Annotated in this window: 6 protein-coding genes; 1 reads left to right on the top strand and 5 read right to left on the bottom strand. The window is 71.3% G+C overall.

Annotated features, from left to right (window positions below):
• From HY68_RS00250 to HY68_RS00265, 4 genes are all read right to left on the bottom strand, one after another.
• Nucleotides 1-1,938 (bottom strand): polynucleotide kinase-phosphatase (locus HY68_RS00250; protein WP_241778434.1); only part of this gene is annotated, 1,938 nt, incomplete at its 3' end.
• Nucleotides 1,935-3,455: a 3' terminal RNA ribose 2'-O-methyltransferase Hen1 gene (locus HY68_RS00255; RefSeq protein ID WP_041983202.1), complete on the bottom strand. Its 1,521-nt coding sequence runs from the start codon at nt 3,453-3,455 to the stop codon at nt 1,935-1,937. The genes HY68_RS00250 and HY68_RS00255, both read right to left, overlap by 4 nt.
• A gap of 43 nt (nt 3,456-3,498) precedes the next feature.
• A complete protein-coding gene (gene mmuM / locus HY68_RS00260) occupies nt 3,499-4,410 on the bottom strand; it encodes a homocysteine S-methyltransferase (protein ID WP_041983204.1) in 912 nt (303 codons plus the stop codon).
• 72 nt (nt 4,411-4,482) lie between these two features.
• Nucleotides 4,483-5,406: an LLM class F420-dependent oxidoreductase gene (locus tag HY68_RS00265; protein ID WP_041983207.1), complete on the bottom strand. Its 924-nt coding sequence runs from the start codon at nt 5,404-5,406 to the stop codon at nt 4,483-4,485.
• Between the two features lie 133 nt (nt 5,407-5,539).
• Here HY68_RS00265 and HY68_RS00270 point away from each other — a divergent pair, with 133 nt between their 5' ends.
• Complete coding sequence (locus tag HY68_RS00270) at nt 5,540-5,728, top strand: hypothetical protein (protein WP_041983208.1); 189 nt, start codon at nt 5,540-5,542, stop codon at nt 5,726-5,728.
• 60 nt (nt 5,729-5,788) lie between these two features.
• On the opposite strand, the gene HY68_RS00275 is transcribed toward HY68_RS00270, so the two are convergent.
• The coding region (locus HY68_RS00275; protein ID WP_241778435.1) for a DUF6099 family protein at nt 5,789-6,066 on the bottom strand (278 nt) is incomplete at its 5' end.

The raw sequence follows: 6,066 nt of genomic DNA on the forward strand, positions 1-6,066 counted from the left end.
GGGGAACGCGGCGCCCGCCGCAGCGCCGACCGCCGCGTACTGGGTGCGCAGCAGACCGGTCGCCTTCAGCGACCAAGGCATCAGCTCGGCGTCCAGCAGCAGCCAGTCGGTGTCCAGCTCCGCCCACAGCCCGGCGGCGGTGACGGCGGTGCGCAGCCGGTCCAGCACCTCCTCGGTGACGGCGGGGTCGTCGAAGAAGGGCCGTCCGGTGCGGGTGTGCAGGGCGCCGGTCGGTCCTTCACCGCTCTGGTTGCCGACGCCGAAGCGCTCGGCGGCGGCTGCCGCGTCCCGGCAGACCAGCGCTACGGCGCGCGAGCCCATGTGCTTCTCCTCGCACACGACCTGCGCCACGCCGTCCTCGCGGTACTGCGCGAACGCCTCGGCCGGATGCTCCAGATAGCCCTCCTCGCCGGAGGTGGCCGTCGGCGCCATGGTCGGCGGCAGGTAGGCCAGCAGCCGCGGGTCGATCGCGAAGCGGCTCATCACCTCCAGAGCGGCGGCGGCGTTCTCCTCGCGGACCGAGAGCCGGGCCATGTGCCGGGTCTCCACGATGCGCCGGCCGTGCACGTCGGCGAGGTCGAGCGGCCTGCCCTCCCTGCCTCCCGGCGCCTCGGTGGCCAGCGGCCTGGCCGGCTCGTACCAGACCCGCTCGGCCGGTACGTCGACCAGCTCGCGCTCCGGCCAGCGCAGCGCGGTCATCTTGCCGCCGAAGACCGCGCCGGTGTCGAGGCAGATGGTGTTGTTGATCCAGGAGGTGTTCGGCACGGGTGTGTGTCCGTACACCACGGCGGCGCGGCCCCGGTAGTCCTCGGCCCACGGGTAGCGCACGGGCAGGCCGAACTCGTCGGTCTCGCCCGTGGTGTCGCCGTACAGGGCGTGCGAGCGGACCCGGCCCGAGGTGCGGCCGTGGTACTTCTCGGGCAGCCCGGCATGGCAGACCACCAGCTTGCCGCCGTCCAGGACGTAGTGGCTGACGAGCCCGTCGATGAAGGTCAGCACCTCCTGGCGGAAGGTGTCGTCCTCCTTCTCCAGCTGCTCGACGGTCTCCGCGAGACCGTGGGTGGTCTGCACCTTCCGGCCCTTCAGCCAGCGGCCCAGCTTGTTCTCGTGATTGCCGGGCACGCACAGGGCGTTGCCCGCCGCGACCATGCCCATCACCCGGCGCAGCACACCGGGGCTGTCGGGGCCCCGGTCGACGAGGTCCCCGACGAAGACGGCCGTACGGCCGTCGGGGTGGACGCCGTCGGCGTAGCCGAGCCTGCCGAGCAGGGTCTCCAGCTCGGAGTGGCAGCCGTGGACGTCGCCGATGATGTCGAAGGGGCCGGTGAGGTGGGTGAGGTCGTTGTAGCGGCGTTCGAGGGTGACCCGTGCTGCGGACACCTCCTCCTCGCTGCGCAGGATGTGCACCTTGCGGAAGCCCTCGCGCTCCAGACCGCGAAGCGAGCGGCGCAGCTCGCTACGGTGCCGCCTGATCACATGGCGGGGCATGGTGGCGCGGTCGGGGCGGGTGGCGTTGCGCGCGGCGCACACGTCCTCGGGCAGGTCGAGGACGATCGCGATGGGCAGCACGTCGTACTCGCGGGCGAGCTTCACGAGCTGTCTGCGGCTCTCGGCCTGGACGTTGGTGGCGTCCACGACGGTGAGCCGGCCGGCCGCGAGCCGTTTGCCCGCGATGTAGTGCAGGACGTCGAAGGCGTCGCCGCTCGCGCTCTGGTCGTTCTCGTCGTCGGCGACGAGGCCGCGGCAGAAGTCCGAGGAGATGATCTCGGTGGGCTTGAAGTGGCGTGCGGCGAAGGTGGACTTGCCGGATCCGGTGGCGCCGATGAGGACCACCAGGGACAGGTCGGTCACCGGCAGGACGCGGCCCGCGGTGTTGTCGGTGGCGGTGTTGTCGGTGGCGGTGTTCTGCGCGTTGCTGTTCTGCGTGTTGCTGCTCATGCGGCCTTCGCCTCCTTCAGTGCGGTGAACACGGCCATCTGCGTGGGCGGCCCCACCTCGGGGTCGTCGGGTCCTACGGGAACGAAGTCGACGCCGTATCCGTACCGTTCGGCCGTCTCGGCCGCCCAGCGGCGAAACTCCTCGCGGGTCCACTCGAAGCGGTGGTCGCTGTGGCGTACCGTGCCCGCGGGCAGGGTCTCCCAGCGCACGTTGTACTCGACGTTCGGCGTGGTCACGACCACCGTGCCGGGCCGCGCCGAGCCGAACACCGCGTATTCGAGGGCGGGCAGCCTGGGCAGGTCGAGATGTTCGACGACCTCGCTCAGCACTGCCGCGTCGTAGCCCTTCAGCCGCTTGTCGGTGTAGGTGAGCGAACCCTGCGTCAGGCTGACCCGGCCGGCCTGCCGCTCGCTCATCCGGTCCAGCTTGAGCCGGCGCGCGGCGATGGTGAGCGCCCGCATCGACACGTCCACGCCGGTGATCCGGGTGAACCGCACGTCCTTGAGCAGACCCTGCACCAACTGGCCCTGTCCGCAGCCGAGGTCGAGCACGCTGCTCGCGCCCGCCTCGCGCAGGGCCGTCAGGATCGCCGTACGCCGCTGGTCGGCGAGCGACGGCTCCTTCACCTCGGGCTCGGCCACCTCGGCCACCTCGGCCGTCGTCTCCCCGGCCTCTGTCGCTTCCCCCTCCGGTTCGGTCTGCGGCTCCTCCACCGCGTTGTCGATCGCCTCGACGTCGATGTCGTCGGCCTCGGCGAGCCGTACCAGTTCGAGCCGTTCCATGGCCGCCCTGGTCAGACCCCAGCGACGGGCCAGATAGCGGCTGGTGATCAACTTCTTCTCGGGGTGGTCGGCGAGCCAGCCCTCCCCGGCCCGCAGCAGCTTGTCGACCTCGTCGGGCGCCACCCAGTAGTGCTTGGCGTCGTCGAGGACCGGCAGCAGTACGTACAGCTGGCGCAGCGCGTCGGCGAGGCGCAGCTCACCCTCCAGGACGAGCTGTACGTAGCGGGACTCGCCCCACTCGGTGAACCGCTCGTCCAGTGCCACCGGACGCGCCTCCACCGTGCTCCAGCCGAGCGGTCCGAACAGCTGCTGGACCAGCTCGGCGCCGCCGCGCGCGGGCACGGCGGGTACGTCGATCCGCAGCGGCAGCGGATTGGCCGCGCGCTCGGGCAGCGCCCGGCAGTCACCGCGCAGCGCGCTCTTGAAGACCGTGCTCAGCGCGACGGCCAGCAGGGAGGACGCCGCGTAGGGGCGGTCGTTGACGTATTGCGCGAGAGCGGCGTCGGGCGCGCCGCCCCTGCCTTTGCCCCGGCCGCGCCGGAGCAGCGCGGCGGGATCGACCTCCAGCAGCAGCGCGGCAGTGCAGCGCTCGGCGGTCGCCTCGGGGTAGAGGACATGCGCCGTGCCGTGGGCGGTGGAGAACGTCTGCGCCTTGTCGGGATGCTTGTGCAGCAGGAAGCCGAGGTCGGTCGCCGGACGCTCAGGGGTGCCGGTCGTACTGATCGTCAGGAACACCCGATTGAGTATTGTCTGCCCGGCCCGCCCCGACCACGGGTTTTCACCATGATTCCGGTCCGGTCAGCGCGTCCAGCCCGGCTATCTCCTCGGGTCTGACCCGGCAGCAGCCACCGACCAGCCGCGCCCCCGACGCCTGCCAGGCCCGCACCATCGACGGATCGAACGTGCCCGCCCCACGCCAGCTCCGGGCCGTGGCGTCCCAGCGCTCGCCGCTGTTGGGATACACGACGACGGGTTTGCCCGTCGTCGAAGCGGCCAGCGCCACGGCGGCTTCGGTGTCGCCCGGCTCGCAGCAGTTGACTCCCACGGCGATCACCTGCTCCGAACCGGCCGCCAGGGCGAACGCCTCCGCCAGCGGCTGGCCCGCCCTGGTCCGCTCCCCCGCGACGGTGTACGAGAGCCAGACCGGCACCCCGCAGCCCTCGGCTGCGGCGAGCATTGCCCGCGCCTCGTCGGTGTCGGGCACGGTCTCCAGCGCGAGGACGTCGGGGCCGGCTGCGGCCAGCGCCTCGATCCTCGGCCGGTGGAACCGTTCGAGTTCGGCCACGGACAGGCCGTACCGCCCCCGGTACTCGCTGCCGTCGGCCAGCGTCGCGCCGTAAGGACCGACGGACGCGGCCACCCAGATCTCGTCCTCGCCGGTGTCCGCCGCCGCACGGGCCAGCTCGACGCTGCGTCCCAGCAACCCGTCCGCAGCTTCGCGCGGCACTCCGCGCCGCGCGAAGCTCTCGTACCCGGCCTGATAGCTGGAGGTGATCAACACCCGGGCACCCGCCCGCACATACGCCGTGTGGGCCGCCTCGATCTGCCTGGGATCGTCGAGGAGAAGCCGCGCCGACCACAGCTCGTCCGACAGGTCGCAGCCCTGCGCGGCGAGCTGATTGGAAAGGCCACCGTCGAGGAGGACGGTCTCCCGCGCGAGGGCGGCGGCGAGCGTACGGACGGGTTTCACGGCTTCTCCCTCCCTCTTCTTCCTTGTTCTTCCTTGTTCTTCCTGTCCCGCTTCTGGCTCCGTCCCGCTTGCTCAGCCGAGCTGGGACTGGACCTGCGCCGAGATCAGCTCCACATGGTCGAGGTCGTCCAGATCCATGACCTGGAGATACATCCGCTGGGAGCCGACTGCCGCGTACTGCCCGATCTTGTCGACCACTTCGGCCGGCGTGCCCGCGAGCCCGTTCGCCTTCAGTTCCTCCACTTCCCTTCCCAGCGTGGCGGCGCGGCGCGCCACCTCGGCGTCGTCCTTGCCCACACAGACGATCAGCGCGTTGGAGTACACGAGATCGTCCCCGGGGCGCCCTTCCTGCTCCAGCGCGGCCCTGACCCGGCCGAACTGCTTCTCGCTGTCCTCGATCGAGCCGAACGGCATGTTGAACTCGTCGGCGTACTGCGCGGTGAGCCGGGGCGTACGGGTCGCGCCGTGGCCGCCGATCAGCACCGGCACCTTGGCCTGGGCCGGCTTGGGCAGCGCGGGCGAGTCGGTCAGCTGGTAGTACGTCCCGTCGTAGCTGAACGTCTCCCCGGTGGGCGTCCCCCACAGGCCCGTCACGATGGCCAGCTGTTCTTCCAGCCGGGCGAACTTCTCCTTGGGGAACGGGATGCCGTACGCCTTGTGCTCCTCCTCGAACCAGCCGGCGCCCAGGCCCAGTTCGATCCGGCCGCCGGACATCTGGTCCACCTGCGCGACCTGGATGGCCAGCACTCCCGGCAGCCGGAACGTGCCCGCCGTCATCAGCGTGCCGAGCCGGATCCGCTTGGTCTCACGGGCCAGACCCGCCAGGGTGATCCACGCGTCGGTGGGGCCCGGCAGCCCGTCGGCGGATCCCATCTTCAGGTAGTGGTCCGAGCGGAAGAAGGCGTCGAAGCCGAGGTCTTCGGTGGCCTTGGCCATCCGCAGCAGTGTCTCGTAGCCGGCCCCCTGCTGGGGCTCGGTGAAAATTCGAAGATCCATGACATCCATCCTGCACCTTCCGACCCGCACCATCGAACAGCGTCAACCTCACGGCGCCCGGGCAGTGACCGGCGGCCCGCGATGATCGTTGGCTCGGGCGGAGCCGGACCGTCCGGCCCACGAGGAGGCCGTCATGTCCCAGGAAGCAACACCCGCCGAGTCCGCGCCGGAGCAGTCGGGCCAGGACGAGGCCCCCAAGGGGCTGCTCCAGCGGATGGAGGAGCTGATGGAGACGCTGACCGCCGATCTCTCCCAGCTGGACGCCGATCTCCAGACGTCGGCGGAACGTCTCGCGGCCGACGCCGCCACTCCCTTGTCGTAGCGGTCCCGCGGTCGTGTCGTAGCTGCCCTGCCGTCGGTCGTAGCGACCCCGCGCGGTACGTCATGGCGCTCCCCCGCCCAGTCTGCGCAGCATCCCGCCGAGCCGGTCCCCGGTCTCGTCCGCCGCGTCGATCGCCTCGATGCACTGCCAGTACAGCCCCTCCTCGTCCGTGGCACACGCGACGGCCACCAAGGCGATCCCCACCTCGCCGAACAGCCCGTCGAGCGCCGTCAGGGCACCCCTCACATCGGCCACCCCGGACAGCTGCGCCGCCCTGATCTCCGCACCGCCGCGCAGCGCCGGGGGACCGATGGCGCCGCCGCCGCGCTCGCCCGCCT

The organism is Streptomyces sp. AcH 505 (genome assembly GCF_000818175.1).
Classification (GTDB): domain Bacteria; phylum Actinomycetota; class Actinomycetes; order Streptomycetales; family Streptomycetaceae; genus Streptomyces.

Bases quoted from the DNA above. Each gene is read 5' to 3' on its own strand.
- HY68_RS00270 (WP_041983208.1), top strand. From the start codon at position 5,540: ATGTCCCAGGAAGCAACACCCGCCGAGTCCGCGCCGGAGCAGTCGGGC.
- HY68_RS00265 (WP_041983207.1), bottom strand. From the start codon at position 5,406: ATGGATCTTCGAATTTTCACCGAGCCCCAGCAGGGGGCCGGCTACGAG.